Genomic DNA, 17,056 nt, shown 5'->3' with positions numbered 1-17,056 from the left:
TCGCGTCGCGGCGGATCACTCCCAGTCCCACCGGACCCCGAGCAGGCACGGGGTCAGCGCCGTCGCGACGAGGTGCACGCAGTGGTGCCCGTCGAGCGTCAGCTCCTCGCTCTCGTACGGTGCTTCGCCCGGCGAGTGGAGCGCGAAGCGGTGGCAGCGGACCGGCAGGGCGGCCGGGTCGAAGGTGACCTGGAGGACGTACTGGCCCGCGCCCGAGTTGAAGCCGCGGACGTACTCGCAGCTGGGCCCGGGCGAGGGCGCGTCGTCGAAGCCGTAGCCGAGCAGGTGGGTGTCGCCCGCCCGCAGCCGGCGGTCGAGGAGGAGCTCGGCGACGAGCAGGTGGTGGGCCTGGTCGCGGCGGACGCGACCCGGGCGGCAGTTCTCCTCGGCGCGGACGCCGACCTGGGTGATGTCGCAGCCCGGGTCGCCCTGGTAGATGGCCAGGTAGCGGTCGATGCCGTCGCGGTGGGCGCGCAGGGCGTGCTGGGAGTCGCGGCGGACGAGCTGGCGGTCGGGGCCGATGCGGATCCGCTCGATGTGGGTGATGGTGTGCAGCCCGGTGTCGCGGGGGCCGGCGATGGTGGCGAGCAGGTCGTCGACGGCCGTGGCCGGGGTGATGAGGTCGCGGTAGGGGCGCACGGGCGGGCCGGTGGGGGCGGTGTCGGCGGCGCGGCGCGGGCCGAGCAGCCGGGTGAGGGAGTGCTCGGGCAGGTCCAGCACCGCCTCCAGGGCGGCGACGGCACGGAGCGATTCCGGCCGTTCGGGGCGCCGCCGGCCCTGCTGCCAGTAGCTGAGGCTGGTGAGGCCCACGTGGACGCCGCGCAGCGCGAGGTGGCGCCGGACGCGGTGCAGGGCGAGGCCGCGGGCGGTGATGGCGGTGCGCAGGGCCAGGTGGAACGGGCCGGTGCGCAGCGCGGCGGCGAGATCGGGGTGCTCGCTGCGGTGCATGTCTTCCTCCTGGGGAACGGGCGTGGGGAGCCCAGGATTTGACCGTGAATATTCACATCAGCCCGGCCGTTTGTCACCCGTCCGGGCGTGTCGCGCGGGCGTTCCACGGGCGGTGTTCACACCGGGTCACGCCCGTTCACACCTGATCCGCGGCGCCCGCGGCGCCCGTTGACCGGCCTTCGTCAACGGCGCGATGCTCATGGCGCGATCCGGACCGCGCCCCCACACAGCACTTCCCTCTGCTCGTGCAAGGAGGCATTCCCCCATGCCAGTTCCACGGATACGGCTGCGCCGCGCGGTCTCGGTGCTCGCGCTGGGCGTGCTCGGCCCGGCGCTCACCGCGGCCGCGGCCACGCCGGCCGCCGCCGCTCCCGGCCAGGACCGGGTCCCCACCCCGGTCCGGCCGCACGCCCAGGTCCGCCAGGCCGCCGCGCCCGGCAGCACGGCCGACCTGGCCGGCACGTACAAGAAGCTCAACATCACCATGCAGCAGCAACAGCAGACCAACTGGTGCTGGGCGGCGAGCGGGAACACCATCGCCACCTGGTTCGGCTACACCTACAGCCAGAACCAGTTCTGCAACGCGGCGTTCGGCCGCTCGGTCGACTCCGGCTGCCCCAACAGCCAGGCCACGCTGGGCGACGTCCAGAACGCGCTCGGCTGGATCGGCATCAACCCCGGTTCGTACGTCACCGGCTACCTGCGCTACAGCACGGTGCAGGCCGAGGTGGACGCGAACCGGCCGATCGAGGCGCGCATCCAGTGGAGCTCGGGCGGCGGGCACATGCACGTCCTCTACGGGTACGACACCGGCAACAACTGGGTCTACTGGGGCGACCCGTGGCCCTCCAACTACCGCTACAACTGGGCGGACTACTGGTACTACGTGAACAACGACACGTTCTCGTGGACCCACTCCCTGTACCGGATCGGCGCGTGAGGGGCGACCATGACTGACCTCGGGAAGACCCGCCGGGCCGCCATCACCGCCCTGCCGGCCACCGTGCTGCTGGCGGTCGGCGTCGTGCTGGCCCTCGCGCCAGCCGCGCACGCCGACGCACCGGCCGGCGCGCCCGCGCCGGTGGCCGCCGCCGACCTGGCGAAGGCCCGCGACGCCGTGCGGAGCCCGGCTGTGCTGGACCGGCTCGGCCACTTCTTCGCCCGCAAGGGCGTCCCGCCGACGCAGCAGCTGACCATCGGCGCGGACGAGGAGGCGCGGGCGGCGACCGCCGAGACGCCCCGGCTCGCCGGCGACACCGTGCCGGTGTACACCCTGGACGCCGCCTTCGTGGCCGGCACCCCGGGCGCGGCCGTCGCGAGGGCGGAGTTCACCGCGAGCAAGGTGGTCGCGGCGGACGGGCAGACCGCTTCGGTGTGGACGGTCCGCCAGGGCGACGACTGGCGGGTCGTCAACATCGCCTCGGGCGGCGACGAGGGCGACTACGCGGCGAAGGCGGCGGCGGACGGCGGCACCGCGTTCCGCGAACCGCAGATCAACGCGTGGTACGCGCTGCGCGACGGCCGGGTGCTGCCGCTCGACGACGAGGCCCGTCGCTCGGTGGGCGCGGACGGGGTGGCGCTGGCCGCGTACCAGCAGCTGGTCCACCAGCGGTACGGCGACAAGCTGCCCGGCTCGGCGTACGACCGGGCGGGCGAGGGCGGCGGCTACCAGGTGGCCGCCGCCGCACCGGAACCGGCCGGCCACGGTGCGCTGCTCCCCGCCGCGACGGCGGGCGCGGCGCTGGGCGCCACCGCGCTGGTCGGCGCGGCCGCGGTCCTGCGGCGGAGGACCGGCGCCCGACGAGGGTAGGGCGTCACCGCACGGGGAGGCGGGGCCCGGCCGACACGGCCGGGCCCCGCCCTCGTGCGTTCGGGGTCGGGCGCTTTCGGACGCGTAAAGAGGGGACGGTACGGCGGCCGTCGACCCGGGAGGGTGATCCCGGGGGGCCGTGGGGCTCGTCCGGGGGTGCTTTAAGTGCGGCTCCCGCACATGGAATTGACGCAACGTTGATCTGTCGTTCGCCGTCCGGAGGCAGCTCGGAGTGACTGACGGTAGATACCATGTGGCAATCGGTCAGTGCTGGCCGACGCGTGCCGAGAGCGGAGAAGGGGTGGGGCGGCAGGAGCCGACCACGAGCCCGGCGCCGGGAAAGGGGAGCCGTAGTGGCTGACAGTGACGACAGGCGGGCCGGTGCCCAGGTGTGGGGCGCGGCCGTGGTGGTGGGGTCCGCGCTGGCCGTGGTCGCGGCCTATCTGATCAACGGTGCCGCGCTGGTCCTGGCGGTCGCCGGGGTCGAGGTGCTGCTGCTCATGGTGTACGTCGCCCGGCGCTGGCGGGCGCTGCACCGGGCGGACGCGCCCGGCGGCCACCGCCCGTCCGCCGGGACCCCGAACGCCGCGCACTGCGAGCGCTGCCGCCGGGCCCGCGAGGCGCTGGACGCGCGCCAGTCGCGCGGCGGCGCGGGCGCTGCGGGCCGTGCGTCGCACCGGCGCCACCCACAGGGCCGGGCGCCGCACGAGCACCCCTGGACGGCGGAACGGGCGGTCACCCGGTCCGTGGACGTGGACCGGACGACCGCCCGCCGTGGAGCGCCGGACTCAGCCGGCCGCGCTGTAGGCCACCAGTGAGACCCCGACGTACTGCACGATGAACGCGCCGAGCGTGAAGGCGTGGAACACCTCGTGGAACCCGAACCAGCGCGGTGACGGGTCGGGCCGCTTGAGGCCGTACACCACCCCGCCGACGCTGTAGAGCACCCCGCCGACGATCATCAGCACCAGGACGGCCACGCCGCCGGTGCGCAGGAAGTCCGGCAGGAAGAACGCCGCGGCCCAGCCCAGCGCGATGTACACCGGCGTGTACAGCCAGCGCGGCGCGCCGACCCAGAACACCCGGAACGCGATCCCGGCCAGCGCGCCGCCCCAGACCGCCCAGAGCAGCACCTGCTGGGCGGCGCCCTTGAGCAGCAGGATCGTGAACGGCGTGTAGGTCCCCGCGATGATCAGGAAGATGTTCGCGTGGTCCAGCCGGCGCAGGACGGCGTCCCCGCGCGGCCCCCAGTCGAAGCGGTGGTAGACCGCGCTGACCCCGAACAGCAGCCACGCGCTCGCCGAGTAGACCGCGCACGCGATCTTGGCGGGCGTGGAGTCGGCCAGGCAGATCAGGACGATCCCGGCCGCGACGGTGGCGGGGAACATCCCGGCGTGCAGCCAGCCGCGCCACTTCGGCTTGCTCTCCGTCGCGTTCGCGGCGCCCCGCACGAGCTCTGCAGTCATGCGCAGCATGCTACCCGGTACTTACGGGTCCGTAGGTTACTGGCAGGTAGGAAGTGGCGATCGCCACACTTAGACATTTTGGAGCAATTGAAGTGTGGCGCAGCGCACTCCGGCCCGGACGTGAGCGACGTGTTACTCGCCAGTAATCATACTAACTGTAGTAAAAGATGCGTCAATTTCACCGGTGTGCCGCAATCCGGCCTTGAACCCGGAGCTACGCTGCAAGCACCCTCAGACCCCCGCTACGCCGTCTCCCCGCCGGGATGGCGTGAAGGAGCGATCGTGTCGTACGAGATCTCTGCTGTCAGCGCATCCGCGCCCACCCGTCACCAGCGCCTGGTGGCGTGGGTGAGCGAGATCGCTGAGCTCACCCAGCCGGCCCGCATCGAGTGGTGCGACGGCTCCGACGAGGAGTACCAGCGCCTCGCGGACCTGCTGGTGGCTCAGGGCACCTTCAAGAAGCTGAACGAGGAGAAGCGCCCGAACTCCTACTACGCCGCCTCGGACCCGTCCGACGTGGCGCGCGTGGAGGACCGCACCTTCATCTGCTCCGAGCAGGAGAAGGACGCCGGGCCGACCAACCACTGGAAGGCCCCCGCCGAGATGCGCGAGGTCTTCCAGGGCGAGCAGGGCCTGTTCCGCGGCGCCATGAAGGGCCGCACGATGTACGTCGTGCCGTTCTCGATGGGCCCGGTCGGCTCCCCGCTGGCCGCCTACGGCGTCGAGATCACCGACTCCGCCTACGTCGCCGTGTCGATGCGCGTCATGACCCGCATGGGCAAGGCCGTGCTCGACCAGCTCGGCGAGGACGGCGACTTCGTCAAGGCCGTCCACACCGTCGGCGCCCCGCTCGCCGAGGGCGAGGCGGACGTCCCGTGGCCGTGCAACAGCACCAAGTACATCTCGCACTTCCCGGAGACCAAGGAGATCTGGTCCTTCGGCTCGGGCTACGGCGGCAACGCCCTGCTCGGCAAGAAGTGCTACGCGCTGCGCATCGCCTCGACGATGGCCCGCGACGAGGGCTGGCTCGCCGAGCACATGCTCATCCTGAAGCTCACCCCGCCGTCCGGCGAGGTCAAGTACGTGGCCGCGGCCTTCCCGTCGGCCTGCGGCAAGACCAACCTGGCCATGCTCCAGCCCACCATCCCGGGCTGGAAGGTCGAGACGATCGGCGACGACATCGCCTGGATGCGCTTCGGCGCCGACGGCCGCCTCTACGCCATCAACCCGGAGGCCGGCTTCTTCGGCGTCGCCCCCGGCACCGGCGTGGACACCAACGCCAACGCCATCGACACCCTCTGGGGCAACACGGTCTTCACCAACGTCGCCCTCACCGACGACGGCGACGTGTGGTGGGAGGGCCTCACCGACGAGCCCCCGGCGCACCTCACCGACTGGCGCGGCAACGACTGGACCCCCGAGTCCGGCACCCCGGCCGCCCACCCGAACGCCCGCTTCGCCGTCCCGGCCGCGCAGTGCCCGACCATCGCCCCCGAGTGGGAGGACCAGGCGGGCGTGCCGATCTCGGCGATCCTGTTCGGCGGCCGCCGCGCCACCGCCGTCCCGCTGGTGACGGAGTCCTTCGACTGGCAGCACGGCGTCTTCCTCGGCGCCAACATCGCCTCCGAGAAGACCGCCGCCGCCGAGGGCACCGTCGGCGAGCTGCGCCGCGACCCGTTCGCGATGCTGCCGTTCTGCGGCTACAACATGGGCGACTACTTCGCCCACTGGCTGAAGGTCGGCGCCCAGGCGGACGCGGCCAAGCTGCCGAAGATCTACTACGTGAACTGGTTCCGCAAGAACGCCGAGGGCAGCTTCGTCTGGCCCGGCTACGGCGAGAACAGCCGCGTGCTCAAGTGGATCGTCGAGCGCCTGGAGGGCACCGGCGAGGGCGTCGAGACCCCGATCGGCGTGCTGCCCACCACCGAGGGCTTCGATCTGGACGGCCTGGAGCTGGCCAAGGAGGACGTCGAGCTGCTCTTCACCGTGGACGCCGACATCTGGCGCCAGGAGGCCGCGCTCGTGCCGGCCCACCTGGAGATGTTCGGGGACCACACCCCGAAGGAGCTGTGGGACGAGTACAAGAGCCTCGTCGCGCGTCTCGGCTGAGCCTGAGCCTCAGCCGTGACAACGGCCGGTGCGCTGCACGAACTTCGCACCGGCCGAGCGGCAGGACGGCCGGAGCCCCCCGCCGGACGGTCTTTCCCCGACCAAGGAGACCGTCCGGGCCGAGGCTCCGGCCGTAGTGTTCTTCCCGCGCGTCCTTCCGGCGCCTACGGCTGGGCGTAGCCGCTCAGGAAGTCCCCGATCCTGGTGACGGCGTCGGTGATCTCCTCGGCGCGGGGCAGGGTGACGAGGCGGAAGTGGTCCGGCTCGGGCCAGTTGAAGCCGGTGCCCTGGACCAGCAGGATGCGCTCGGAGCGCAGCAGGTCGAGCACCATCTGGGCGTCGTCCTTGATCTTGTAGACCTTCGGGTCCAGCCGGGGGAAGGCGTACAGCGCGCCCTTGGGCTTGACGCAGCTGACGCCCGGGATGTCGTTGAGCAGCTCGTACGCGGCGTCGCGCGAGGCGAGCAGCCGGCCGCCGGGCAGGACGAGGTCGCGGATGGACTGCCGCCCGCCGAGCGCCGCGGCCACCGCGTGCTGGGCCGGCATGTTGGCGCACAGGCGCATCGAGGCGAGCACGGTGAGGCCCTCGATGTAGCTGCGGGCGCGGGTGCGGTCGCCGGACAGGACCATCCAGCCGGAGCGGAAGCCGGCCACCCGGTAGGACTTGGACAGCCCGTTGAAGGTGACGCAGAAGAGGTCGGGCGCGAGCGTGGCCAGCGGGACGTGCTCGGCGTCGTCGTAGAGGATCTTGTCGTAGATCTCGTCCGCGTAGACGACCAGCTTGTGCCGGCGGGCGATCTCGACGATCCCCTCCAGCACCTCGCGCGGGTAGACCGCGCCGGTCGGGTTGTTGGGGTTGATCACGACGATGGCCCGGGTCCGGTCGGTGACCTTGGCCTCGATGTCGGCGAGGTCCGGGTACCACTCGGACTGCTCGTCGCAGCGGTAGTGCACGGCGGTGCCGCCGGCCAGCGAGACCGAGGCGGTCCACAGCGGGTAGTCGGGCGCCGGGACGAGCACCTCGTCGCCGTCGTCGAGCAGCGCCGTCATGGCGAGCTGGATCAGCTCGGAGACGCCGTTGCCGAGGAAGACGTCGTCGACGGAGAGGCCGTGCAGGCCGCGGTCCTCGTAGTGCATGACGACGGCGCGGCGGGCGGACAGGAGGCCCTTGGAGTCGCCGTAGCCGTGCGCGGTCGCGAGGTTGCGCAGGATGTCCTGGAGGATCTCCGGGGGCGCCTCGAACCCGAACACGGCGGGGTTCCCGGTGTTGAGCTTGAGGATGCGGTGGCCCTGTTCCTCCAACCGCATCGCCTCGTCGAGCACCGGTCCGCGGATGTCGTAGCAGACGTTGGCGAGCTTGCTGGACTGGATGACCTGCATGCCTGCCTACTTTAGGGCCACGACCGGGCCCCGCGGCGCGTGTCCTGCAACACGTGCGGCGGGGCCCCGCGAGGGCTCCTTCGATCGGCAGGCGGGTGCCGTCAGCCGACCTTCCAAACCAGGGGTGCGGTGTCCAGGATGTTGCCGTACGTGAGGAACGCCGGCGGGTTCTCGTTCGGAACGAGATAGACGGCACACAGCTTCACCGACTGCCCGGGCGCGAGCGTCACGAGCGACTTGGTGTCGCACTGCGGGATCGCCTTCTCCAGGGTCGGCGCCGGCAGCGTGCCCGCGGAGTGGTCCTTCGGCTTCACCCACACCCGCATCATGTAGGCGTCCTGGGCGAGCGCGGTCCCGGTGCGGTTGGTGAACGTCATGCTGACGTAGTAAGGGGTCTTGCCGGTGGCGAGGTCCGGCAGGAAGCCGAACGGGGCGATCTCGTTCGCGGTGCCCTTGGTGATCGAGACGGCCGTGGCGTCCACGGTCGAGCTCTTGCCGAGGTAGCGGCCGGTGCCGCCGAGCGCGAGCGGGTGGTCGTAGCTGACCTGCGTGACGTTGTTGCCGCCCGCGGTGACCGACGGCTGCGGGCCGTCCCCGGGTGCGGCCGGGGCGCCGGTGGCCGCGGAGGGGACGGCGCCCGGCGTGGCTGGCGGGGTGGCGGTGGCGGTGGCGGGCGGCGCGGCCGGGTCGCCGGTGCTCGCGGCCGGGTCGGCGTTGTCCGGGCCGCAGGCGGTCAGCAGCAGCGCGAGCGCCGCGGCCGGAACCGCGGCGCGGGCGGCCCGGGTTGTGAACCGGGTCTTCGTCATGGTCGTTCCCCCGTTGGATGATGTGGGTCGGTGGGCCCCCGCCCGCCGGGCGTCCCGCTTGTCATGTGGGCGCTGAGCGAGAGGGGGTTGCGCCGGTGATGCTAGCGGCCGCCGGGGCGGTACCGACCGGTTTTCTGGTGGCTCCGTTGCTGCGGGGCCTGGTGGCCAGGTTCGCCGTGCCCGAGGGCGAGGCGTGGTGCCGGGCCTGCCCGTCGTGCGCGGCTCCGACGCGGCTGCTGCCGCCGACCGGGCGCTGCCCGCGCTGCCGGGAGCGGGTGGGCGCCGGCGCGTGGACGGTCGAGGCCGCCGCCGCGGCCGTCGCCGTCGCGGTGGTGCTCGCGGCGGACGGGTCGTCGGCCGCGGCGCTGGCCTGGGCGGCCGGGCTCGGCGTGGTGCTCGCCTTCGTCGACGGCCGGGTGCGCCGGCTGCCGTACCGGCTGACGCTGCCGCTGGCCGCCGGGCTGGCCGTGCTGCTGGCCGCGTCCGCCGTGGCCGAGGGCCGGCCGGGGGTGCTGGTGCGCTGCCTGCTGGTGGCGCTCGCGGCCGGGGCCCTGTTCGAACTGCCGGTCTGGCTGGGCCTGATGGGCCCGGGGGACTCCCCGCTGGCGTTCGCGCTGGGCGGTCTGCTCGGTTGGTACGGGTGGGGCGTGGCGTTCAGCGGGCTGTTCTTCACCGTCCTGCTGGCCGGCCTGTGGGCGGTGCTGAGGGCCGTCGCCGCGCTGGCGCGCCGCCGTCCGGTGCGCGGACTCGAGGTCCCGGTGGGCCCGTTCCTGCTGCTCGGCACGTTGTCCGCGGTACTGGTGCGCTGAGCGGCCGCGGCCCGCACGGCTGGAGCCCGCACGGCCGCGGCACGCACGGACGGGGCCCGCAGCACCGGTCGCGGTACTGCGGGCCCCGCCGCGGACGCGCCCACCCCACCCTCAAGGAGCGGCGCGTCGCGGGGAATCAGGTCCTGGCGGTGCTCACTGCATCTTGTGGACGAACGGGCCGACGGCGTTGGAGAACGCGTTGCCGTTGTTGGCGTCCCAGTTGGTGGACCAGGTCATCGCGCCGCGGATGGTCGGCCACTTGGCCGGCGGGACGAAGCTGCCGCAGTTGGTGCCGGTGGCCAGGCAGTTGAGCGCGTTGTTCACGACCGACGGGTCGACGTAGCCGCCGCCGGCCGCCTTGGAGGAGGCGGGGACGCCGATGCCGACCTGGTCGGGCCGCAGGCCGCCCTGGATGTGGGTGCAGACCTGCGAGGTGATGAAGTCGACCGTGCCCTGGTTGTAGACCTTGCCGTCGCAGCCGTTCATGCCGCCCGAGTTGTAGAACTGGGTGTTGACGACGGTCAGGATGTCCTTGGTGTTGAGCGCCAGCTGGAAGTAGGCGCCGGCGGTGCTGTACATCCCGATCGTCTCGGGCGCCATCGTCAGGACGAAGCCCGGGCCGGCCTTGGCCTGCAGGGCGTGCAGCGCGTCGCCGAGCGGGCCGGGCTGGACGCCGTTCTCCAGGTCGACGTCGACGCCGTCGAAGCCGTAGTCCTTGAGGATCGCGGCGGCGCTGTCGGCGAAGGCGGCGCCGGCCGTCGCGTCGCCGACGCTGATCGCGCCGTTCTGGCCGCCGATGGACAGCACGACCTTCTTGCCGGCCGCCTGCTTGGCCTTGATGTCGGCCCGGAACTGCGCGTCGGTGTAGCCGCCCAGGGCCTTGGACAGGCCCGGGTCGAGGGTGAAGCTGATCGCGCCGGTCCGGGTGGGCACGGCGTCGGCGAAGGAGACCGCGATGATGTCGTAGGCGCTCTGGACGTCGGCCAGGCGCTGCGGGGTCGAGCCGTTGTCGAAGTTCTGCCAGTAGCCGGTGACGGCGTGCGCGGGCAGCCCGGTGGCCGGCGGCGTGGTCGGCGGGGCGGTCGGGGTCGCGGTGGCGGTCGGCGTGGCCGTGGCGGTCGGCGTGGCCGTCGGGGTGGGGGTCCGGGTCGGCGTCGGCGTCGCGGTGGGGGTCGCGGTCGGTGTGGCGGTGGCCGTCGCGGTCGGGCTCGGCGCCGGGGTGCCGCCCGGGCCGGCCAGGCTCACGTCGTCCGCGAGGTAGGCGGCCTGGCCGTACCAGCCGTGCAGGTACAGCGTGATGCTGGTGGCGTTCGGGCCGGTGGTGAAGGTGGTGGCCAGCTGGTTCCAGCCGGTCTGGTTCGACCACACGCTCGGGTCGGTGGCGCCGGTGCCGCGCGCGCCGAGGTAGACGTACGGGCCCTGGACCCACGCGCTCAGCGAGTAGCTGGAGTTGGGCAGCACGCTGACGGTCTGGGTGCACTCGGCGGTGTCCGCCGATCCCGGGGTGGCCTGGAGCGCGCCGCTGCCGGAGTGGACCGGGGCGGAGACCGCGGCGGCGGTGCCGGTGCAGGTCCAGCCGGCGAGCCCGTTCTCGAAGCCGCCGTTGGTGACGAGCTCGCCGACGGCCGCGCTCGCGCCGCCGGCGAAGAGCGCGAGGCCGGTGCCGGCCAGCGCGAGGGCGGTCGCACCGGCGGCGACGGCCGGGAGGGGGCTGCGCCGGCGCTTGTGCGCGGGCTGGTTCGGCGTACGGGCCATGGGGTGACGCTCCTGGGGGAGGAGCGGCCGCCGCGGTGGGGGTCGCGGCGGCCGCGTGTGGGGGAGGGGAGGTCCGCGGTCATGCTGGTGGGGGAGGGGCCGGGACCGTCGCGTCGATCTCGTTCCGTCCCGGATCAAAAGCTGGACTAGACCATTGCCGGGCGTCAAGCACCGGAACGTCGGCTTACGGATTCCTTAAGGAACCGGAGACCGTTCCGTAGCCGTCGCCGCCGGCCCCGCCCGCGGCCCGCGACATGCACGTCGCGACAGACTTCGTACAGGACCGTGACCAGACCGCTACCTGCGGCTTTCCCGGTCGCCTGCGCGCCGGAGTAGGCTGCGCCGGGGTGGTGACGCACCCGCCGAAATGAGTACGGAGGGGCCGAAAACATGGGTCTGCGCGATGTCGTGGAACGCACGCCGGGGCTGCGCACGCTGCTGCACGGTGCGTACGGGCTCTACGGCCGCCGGGTCGAGGTCCACCTCGCCCGCACTCCCAACCACATCGGCGTGATCCTCGACGGCAACCGCCGCTGGGCCAAGGCCGCCGGCGGCTCCACCGCGTACGGCCACCAGCGCGGCGCCGACAAGATCAGCGAGTTCCTCGGCTGGTGCGACGAGACCCACGTCAAGGTCGTCACCCTGTGGATGCTCTCCACCGACAACCTCGACCGGCCCGCCGACGAACTCGTCCCGCTGCTCGGGATCATCGAGGACGCCGTCACGGGCCTCGCCGCCGCCCGCCGGTGGAAGGTGCACCCGGTCGGCGCGCTGGACCTGCTCCCGCAGCACACCGCCGACGTGCTCAAGCGCGCCGCCGAGGAGACCGCCGGGATCGAGGGCATCACCGTCAACGTCGCCGTCGGCTACGGCGGCCGGCACGAGATCGCCGACGCCGTCCGCTCGCTGCTCCAGGAGCACGCCGAGCGCGGCACGTCGATCGAGGAACTGGCCGGGATCCTGGACCCGGAGCACATCGCCGAGCACCTCTACACCCGCAACCAGCCCGACCCGGACCTGATCATCCGCACCTCGGGCGAGCAGCGGCTGTCCGGATTCCTGCTCTGGCAGAGCGCGCACAGCGAGTTCTACTTCTGCGAGGCGTACTGGCCGGCCTTCCGCAAGGTCGACTTCCTGCGGGCGCTGCGCGCGTTCGAGCAGCGCAACCGGCGCCTGGGCCTGTAGCGCCCGCCGCTCCCGACTGACCCCCCGTAGGGGTGGCCTACCCGGCCGCCGCGCGAGGCCAAACGTTCACCGGCAATGATCCGTCAGTTCGCCGGGGACGCGAATGCACCGCCCCTCGCCTGGGAATACTCCAATCAGTCCGGTCCCGGGGCCACCGGGGCAGCGGGGCCGGCTTGCCGCGGATGACGCAGGGTCATCCGCTCTGGAGGCCTAGTGGTCAGTTCCAAGAGCCGCCGGACACCAGACCGGCGCACGTACGTTCTCGACACCAGCGTGCTCCTGGCGGACCCTCTCGCCATGACCCGCTTCGAGGAGCACGAGGTCGTCCTCCCGGTGGTCGTCGTCACCGAGCTGGAAGCCAAGCGGCACCACCCCGAGCTGGGCTACTTCGCCCGCCAGGCGCTGCGGCTTCTCGACGACTACCGCATCCGCCACGGCCGGCTCGACGAGCCGATCCCGGTCGGCGAGCTCGGCGGGACGATCCGGGTCGAGCTCAACCACTCCGACCTGTCGATACTGCCGGCCGGCTACCGCTCCGGGGGCGGCGAGGCGGACACCCGGATCCTCGCGGTCGCCCGCAACCTGCAGGCCGAGGGCTACGACGTCACCGTCGTGTCCAAGGACCTGCCGCTGCGGATCAAGGCCAGCTCGGTGGGCCTGCTCGCCGAGGAGTACCGGGCCGAGCTCGCGATCACCTCCGGCTGGACGGGCATGTCCGAGCTGCACGTCGCGGCCGACGACGTGGACGCGCTGTTCGCGGCCGGCCACGACGTCTCGGTGGACATCGAGGGGGCCGCCGAGCTGCCCGTCCACACCGGACTGGTGCTCACCTCGGAGCGCGGCCGCGCGCTCGGCCGGGTGACCGGCGACGGCCGGGTCCGGCTGGTGCGCGGCGAGCGGGAGGCGTTCGGCCTGCGCGGGCGCAGCGCCGAACAGCGGGTCGCGCTGGACCTGCTGCTCGACCCGGACGTCGGCATCGTCTCGATGGGCGGCCGGGCCGGTACGGGCAAGTCCGCCCTGGCGCTGTGCGCGGGGCTGGAGGCGGTGCTGGAGCGGAGGCAGCATCGCAAGGTGATGGTCTTCCGGCCGCTGTACGCGGTCGGCGGGCAGGAACTCGGCTACCTGCCGGGGTCCGAGACGGAGAAGATGAGCCCCTGGGCGCAGGCGGTCTTCGACACCCTCTCCGCCGTCACCACTCCGGACGTGATCGAGGAGGTCATCGCACGGGGGATGCTGGAGGTCCTGCCGCTCACCCACATCCGCGGGCGCTCGCTGCACGACGCCTTCGTGATCGTGGACGAGGCGCAGTCGCTGGAGCGGAACGTGCTGCTGACGGTGCTGTCCCGGATCGGCCAGGGCTCGCGGGTGGTGCTCACCCACGACGTGGCCCAGCGGGACAACCTCCGGGTGGGCCGGTACGACGGCGTGGTGGCGGTGGTGGAGAAGCTGAAGGGGCATCCGCTGTTCGCGCACATCACCCTCACCCGCTCGGAGCGTTCGCCGATCGCGGCTCTGGTCACGGAAATGTTGGAGGACATCCACCCGTGATCCACGACTGACCGGGACATAGTCGGACAATCCGGTCAACTTCGCACGTGGGGCCCGCTCCTGACGGAGCGGGCCCCGTCCGTTTCATCACGTCGAGTACCTGTCTGTCCGGAGAACTCCCGTGCGGTGAATGTGACATGCGCCACGCGGGCGGGAATTGCGTCGAACGTGCCCGGTGCGGCATGGTGAGGGTTCTGTCAGGCCCCGCGTACGGCGCGGCAGGGCTTCCGGGCAACCGGAGTCCGGCCCGGAAGGTCCGCCAACTCCGTTCGGTGGACGCACAATTGAAAACCGACGAGCCGTACGCCGCCCGATCTCAACGCCCGGTCGCCTCACCTCGGCCGGACGCCGGGCCAGCACCTCCCGTGACCAGAGCACCTGCGGAGGTCCGTGCCAAGGGGCATGTTGCGTCCGCACGGTCACGCGTGGGCGATGCTGGAAGGAAACCATGTGACTCGGATCTCGGTCCGGGGAGTTGCTGTGGCCTCCGCCACCGCCGTCACCGCCGTCGGTGCCGTCGTGGGTGTGGCCTCGGGCAGCGAGGGCAAGACCACGCAGACGGTCGACGTCGCCGGCGCGACCTTGCTCGCCGAAGTCCCCTCTGGCGCCCAGGCGCAGATCATCAGTGACAACATCGGCCAGCAGGCGTCCTCTCAGCAGGCCTCTGCCGAGGCTGCCGCCAAGGCCGCCGCGGAGCAGAAGGCCGCCGAGGAGGCCGCGCGCCAGAAGGCCGCCGCCGACGCCCAGGCGAAGGCCGACGCGCAGGCCAAGGCCGACGCCGCCGCCAAGGCGGCCGCGGACGCCCAGGCGAAGCGCCAGGCCGACGAGGCCGCCAACCGCTCCAAGGCCCGCTCGGCCCTGGCCGCCACGGACAACAGCGCCCCGCCGGTCTCGGTCAGCCCGGGCTCGGTGCAGGACACCGCGCGGCAGATCGTCGGCAACGACACCCAGTTCCAGTGCTTCAGCCAGATCGTGAAGCGCGAGAGCGGCTGGGACTACACCGCGACCAACAAGAGCTCCGGCGCCTACGGCCTGGTCCAGGCGCTGCCCGGCTCCAAGATGGCCTCGGCCGGTGCCGACTGGCGCACCAACCCGGCGACCCAGATCCAGTGGGGCCTCAGCTACATGAACAGCCGCTACGGCAGCCCCTGCGGCGCCTGGTCGTTCTGGCAGGCCCACAGCTGGTACTAGGAGCCACCCCGCCCCGGCGGACTCCACGCAAGGCCACGGCCCCCGGCCGCTCACCCGCTGAGCGCCCGGGGGCCGTGTCGTCGGCGACCCCGCCGGGGCGGGCGGGCCGCGCCGCCCGGCCGCGCTGACCAACGCGCTCACGGGCGGTGCGGTCCTGGGTGCGGACGCGGGGCGCGGGAAGGGGTCCTGGTTTTGCTTCCCGCACCGGCCGGTCCGCCGGCGGATGGCTGGGGGCCGCTCCGGCTTCGGGGTCTCGCTCCGACTCCTCCCCAGCGTCGTGCATCCGAAACCTCACGTTCCGTCCCCTTTTACGGGCGTTCGCGCGCCGGGCCGGTGCGTTCGAACCGGGGTCGGCCGGGCCGAACCCGCCGGGCGGCCGGACTCGTTCCGCCCCGGGCGGGTAGCGTCATCCCTGACGGCCGTGGCGCGACGCACGGCGTACCGCCGGGTGACGGCGGACCGGCACGGGAGCGGTGGTAGCGAGGATGGCGCGGGGCGGGAAGGCCTTCAAGGCCGTGGCCAAGGGCATGGCCGTGGTGGCGAGCGCGGCCGCTGTGATCGAACGGCGCCGGCGTGCCGCGATGACGGCCGATCCGCACGACGCCGTCGCGCTGCCGGGCGCCCTCCCGGACACCGAGCGGGCCGACCCGCCCGCCGCCGTGACCGCACCGGCCCCGGCCGACACGGCGGGGCCGCTGCCCGTCCCGCGCACCGACTCCGCCCCCGTCGTGGAGGCGCCGCCCGCTCCGGTGGAACCGGCCGCGCCCGCGCCGGTCGCGCCGGGCGCCCAGGGCGCGCACCCCCGGGAGTACCACCCGGGCCGGCCCGCGACGCCCGTCGAGGCCGTGCCGTGGGGCCTGCGGGTCGCCGCCGAGTCCACCTGGCGGCTGCTGCTGCTCGGCGCCGCGCTCTACGTCGTCTTCTACGTCGTCGACATGCTGCGGCTGGTCGCCTTCTCGGTGCTGGCCTCGCTGCTGATCTCGGCGCTGCTGGAGCCCTCGGTCTCCTGGCTGCGCCGCCACGGCGTGCCGCGCTCGCTCGCGGCCGTCGGGGTGTTCCTGAGCGGCCTGGCCGGGATAGGGCTGGTCGGCTGGTTCGTGGTCTGGCAGGTCAGCACGAACCTGTCGGACGTCACCAGCCAGGTCCAGAAGGGCGTCATCCAGCTGCGGGACTGGCTGATCGACGGCCCGCTGCACCTGACCCAGCAGCAGATCACCGACTTCGCCAACCAGATCACCAAGGCGATCACCACCAACACGGACCAGATCACCTCGGCCTCGCTCACCACCGCGCAGATCGCCGTCGAGGTGCTGACCGCGGTGCTGATGACCTTCTTCACCACGTTCTTCTTCATCTACGACGGCCAGAAGATCTGGAACTGGGCGCTGCGCGGGCTGCCCCGGCACTCCCGCTTCGCGATGGCCGGGGCCGGGCCGAAGGCGTGGACGACGCTGACCGCGTACGTGCGCGGCACCGTGTGCGTGGCGTTCATCGACGCGGTCTGCATCGGCATCGGGATCGACCTGCTGGGCGTGCCGATGGCGATGCCGCTGGCCGTGATCATCTTCCTGGGCGCCTTCGTGCCGCTGGTCGGCGCGCTCGTCACCGGCACCGCCGCGGTCCTGATCGCGCTGGTCACGCAGGGCCCGTGGACGGCGCTGATGGTGCTGGTCGTGCTCGTCGCGGTGATGCAGATCGAGAGCCACGTGCTCCAGCCGCTCATCCTCGGGCGCGCGGTGCGGGTCCACCCGCTGGGCGTCGTGCTCGGCGTCGCGGCGGGCGGCATCATCGGCGGCATCGGCGGTGCGGTCGTGGCCGTCCCGCTGATCGCCGTCACCAACACCGTCGTGACCCACCTGCGCAAGCGCAACGAGGCCGGGCAGGCCGTGTTCACCGCGCTGGAGAACGCCCGCGAGGCCGCCGGGCGCACCGCCGCGACCCCGGCCGCCGCTCCCACCCCGGCGCCGGTCGCCGACTGAGTCGACCGAGGCGAACGAGTCGACCGAGACGACGGAAGGGCCCCGCCGGACGGCTGTCCGGCGGGGCCCTT

14 protein-coding genes are annotated in these 17,056 nt (G+C 72.8%); 9 read left to right on the top strand and 5 right to left on the bottom strand.

The annotated features are described in order from the left end of the window. Positions 1-15 precede the first annotated feature (15 nt). Positions 16-948 (bottom strand): hypothetical protein, encoded by a 933-nt coding sequence (locus ACFVU9_RS22915; protein WP_387595953.1) that lies wholly within the window; start codon positions 946-948, stop codon positions 16-18. A 265-nt stretch (positions 949-1,213) separates the two neighbouring features. Here ACFVU9_RS22915 and ACFVU9_RS22910 point away from each other — a divergent pair, with 265 nt between their 5' ends. The 3 genes from ACFVU9_RS22910 to ACFVU9_RS22900 all read left to right on the top strand — a co-directional run bounded on the left by ACFVU9_RS22910 (position 1,214) and on the right by ACFVU9_RS22900 (position 3,576). Then, entirely contained in the window at positions 1,214-1,888 is a 675-nt protein-coding gene (locus ACFVU9_RS22910; protein WP_380441572.1) for a papain-like cysteine protease family protein, read from the top strand. Between the two features lie 9 nt (positions 1,889-1,897). Beyond that, positions 1,898-2,758 carry a hypothetical protein gene (locus ACFVU9_RS22905; RefSeq protein WP_380441574.1) on the top strand — a complete coding sequence of 287 codons (861 nt, stop codon included), beginning with the start codon at positions 1,898-1,900 and terminating at the stop codon, positions 2,756-2,758. A 353-nt stretch (positions 2,759-3,111) separates the two neighbouring features. Then, positions 3,112-3,576: a hypothetical protein gene (locus ACFVU9_RS22900; RefSeq protein WP_380441576.1), complete on the top strand. Its 465-nt coding sequence runs from the start codon at positions 3,112-3,114 to the stop codon at positions 3,574-3,576. On the opposite strand, the gene ACFVU9_RS22895 is transcribed toward ACFVU9_RS22900, so the two are convergent. After that, the gene (locus tag ACFVU9_RS22895; RefSeq protein WP_380497208.1) at positions 3,547-4,233 is read right to left on the bottom strand and encodes a hemolysin III family protein; all 687 of its coding nucleotides are present in this window, start codon (positions 4,231-4,233) and stop codon (positions 3,547-3,549) included. The two genes, ACFVU9_RS22900 and ACFVU9_RS22895, sit on opposite strands and share 30 nt — an antisense overlap. A 273-nt stretch (positions 4,234-4,506) precedes the next feature. Here ACFVU9_RS22895 and ACFVU9_RS22890 point away from each other — a divergent pair, with 273 nt between their 5' ends. Next, positions 4,507-6,333 (top strand): phosphoenolpyruvate carboxykinase (GTP), encoded by a 1,827-nt coding sequence (locus ACFVU9_RS22890; protein ID WP_380497210.1) that lies wholly within the window; start codon positions 4,507-4,509, stop codon positions 6,331-6,333. Between the two features lie 164 nt (positions 6,334-6,497). On the opposite strand, the gene ACFVU9_RS22885 is transcribed toward ACFVU9_RS22890, so the two are convergent. Both ACFVU9_RS22885 and ACFVU9_RS22880 read right to left on the bottom strand, forming a co-directional pair. After that, the gene (locus ACFVU9_RS22885) at positions 6,498-7,712 is read right to left on the bottom strand and encodes a pyridoxal phosphate-dependent aminotransferase (RefSeq protein ID WP_380441582.1); all 1,215 of its coding nucleotides are present in this window, start codon (positions 7,710-7,712) and stop codon (positions 6,498-6,500) included. Between the two features lie 101 nt (positions 7,713-7,813). Beyond that, on the bottom strand, positions 7,814-8,518 hold the full coding sequence (locus tag ACFVU9_RS22880; RefSeq protein ID WP_387595948.1) for a hypothetical protein: 705 nt from the start codon (positions 8,516-8,518) through the stop codon (positions 7,814-7,816). Positions 8,519-8,655: 137 nt separating this feature from the next. Between ACFVU9_RS22880 and ACFVU9_RS22875 the strand changes: the two genes are divergently transcribed. Further along, the gene (locus ACFVU9_RS22875) at positions 8,656-9,327 is read left to right on the top strand and encodes a prepilin peptidase (RefSeq protein ID WP_387595945.1); all 672 of its coding nucleotides are present in this window, start codon (positions 8,656-8,658) and stop codon (positions 9,325-9,327) included. 153 nt (positions 9,328-9,480) lie between these two features. Here ACFVU9_RS22875 and ACFVU9_RS22870 read toward each other — a convergent pair whose 3' ends face one another. After that, positions 9,481-11,082, bottom strand: a complete 1,602-nt coding sequence (locus tag ACFVU9_RS22870) for a chitinase (protein ID WP_387595942.1) — start codon at positions 11,080-11,082, stop codon at positions 9,481-9,483. Positions 11,083-11,472: 390 nt separating this feature from the next. Between ACFVU9_RS22870 and ACFVU9_RS22865 the strand changes: the two genes are divergently transcribed. The 4 genes from ACFVU9_RS22865 (at position 11,473) to ACFVU9_RS22850 (ending at position 16,985) form a co-directional block, all read left to right on the top strand. Continuing rightward, positions 11,473-12,267 carry an isoprenyl transferase gene (locus ACFVU9_RS22865; RefSeq protein ID WP_363656985.1) on the top strand — a complete coding sequence of 265 codons (795 nt, stop codon included), beginning with the start codon at positions 11,473-11,475 and terminating at the stop codon, positions 12,265-12,267. Between the two features lie 213 nt (positions 12,268-12,480). Then, a complete protein-coding gene (locus ACFVU9_RS22860) occupies positions 12,481-13,815 on the top strand; it encodes a PhoH family protein (RefSeq protein ID WP_380441591.1) in 1,335 nt (444 codons plus the stop codon). A gap of 450 nt (positions 13,816-14,265) precedes the next feature. Continuing rightward, positions 14,266-15,006 carry a transglycosylase SLT domain-containing protein gene (locus tag ACFVU9_RS22855; RefSeq protein ID WP_380441593.1) on the top strand — a complete coding sequence of 247 codons (741 nt, stop codon included), beginning with the start codon at positions 14,266-14,268 and terminating at the stop codon, positions 15,004-15,006. Positions 15,007-15,491: 485 nt separating this feature from the next. Then, entirely contained in the window at positions 15,492-16,985 is a 1,494-nt protein-coding gene (locus tag ACFVU9_RS22850) for an AI-2E family transporter (RefSeq protein ID WP_387595937.1), read from the top strand. The last annotated feature ends 71 nt before the right edge of the window (positions 16,986-17,056 follow it).

The organism is Kitasatospora sp. NPDC057936 (genome assembly GCF_042887525.1).
Taxonomy (GTDB): Bacteria; Actinomycetota; Actinomycetes; order Streptomycetales; family Streptomycetaceae; genus Kitasatospora.
The sequence above is the reverse complement of the archived record's forward strand: the minus strand, read 5'-3'. Positions and strand labels throughout refer to the sequence as shown.

What these genes read in the sequence shown, in the direction of transcription:
- ACFVU9_RS22895 (WP_380497208.1), bottom strand. Translation starts at nt 4,233, where the DNA reads ATGCTGCGCATGACTGCAGAGCTCGTGCGGGGCGCCGCGAACGCGACG.
- ACFVU9_RS22865 (WP_363656985.1), top strand. Translation starts at nt 11,473, where the DNA reads ATGGGTCTGCGCGATGTCGTGGAACGCACGCCGGGGCTGCGCACGCTG.
- ACFVU9_RS22905 (WP_380441574.1), top strand. Translation starts at nt 1,898, where the DNA reads ATGACTGACCTCGGGAAGACCCGCCGGGCCGCCATCACCGCCCTGCCG.
- ACFVU9_RS22885 (WP_380441582.1), bottom strand. Translation starts at nt 7,712, where the DNA reads ATGCAGGTCATCCAGTCCAGCAAGCTCGCCAACGTCTGCTACGACATC.
- ACFVU9_RS22870 (WP_387595942.1), bottom strand. Translation starts at nt 11,082, where the DNA reads ATGGCCCGTACGCCGAACCAGCCCGCGCACAAGCGCCGGCGCAGCCCC.
- ACFVU9_RS22880 (WP_387595948.1), bottom strand. Translation starts at nt 8,518, where the DNA reads ATGACGAAGACCCGGTTCACAACCCGGGCCGCCCGCGCCGCGGTTCCG.
- ACFVU9_RS22910 (WP_380441572.1), top strand. Translation starts at nt 1,214, where the DNA reads ATGCCAGTTCCACGGATACGGCTGCGCCGCGCGGTCTCGGTGCTCGCG.
- ACFVU9_RS22850 (WP_387595937.1), top strand. Translation starts at nt 15,492, where the DNA reads ATGGCGCGGGGCGGGAAGGCCTTCAAGGCCGTGGCCAAGGGCATGGCC.
- ACFVU9_RS22915 (WP_387595953.1), bottom strand. Translation starts at nt 948, where the DNA reads ATGCACCGCAGCGAGCACCCCGATCTCGCCGCCGCGCTGCGCACCGGC.